At 66.3% G+C, this 291-nt stretch carries 1 protein-coding gene; it reads left to right on the top strand.

Annotation, left to right across the window (positions count from 1 at the left end; genetic code table 11):
* On the top strand, positions 1 to 291 hold a 291-nt coding region (locus MD536_RS21105), incomplete at both ends, for an ATP-binding protein (protein WP_239603772.1).

Raw genomic sequence — 291 nt, 5'->3', positions numbered from 1 at the left:
CTCGCGGAGAAGTTGCAGCACGCGGAGGAGGACGCTGTTCGGCACCGGGCGATCGGCCTCGAGTCCGCGCTCTCCTCCGTTCCCCAATGGACGACTACGTTCGTCGGTCGAGCAGGCGAGGTCGAAGAGGTCACACGGCTGGTTCGTGCGAACCCCCTCGTCACCATCACGGGCATTGGGGGAATGGGCAAGTCGAGACTGGCGCGCGAAGTGGCGATTGCGGTGCACGCGGACTTCGAAGAGGGAATCGCCTGGGTGCCACTCGATCGCGTCGCCGAGGAGCGGCACGTC

It is taken from the genome of Flavihumibacter cheonanensis (genome assembly GCF_022352215.1).
Taxonomy (GTDB): Bacteria; Bacteroidota; Bacteroidia; order Chitinophagales; family Chitinophagaceae; genus Flavihumibacter; species Flavihumibacter cheonanensis.
Note: the sequence above shows the minus strand (reverse complement) of the source record. Positions and strands in the feature narration are given on the sequence as shown.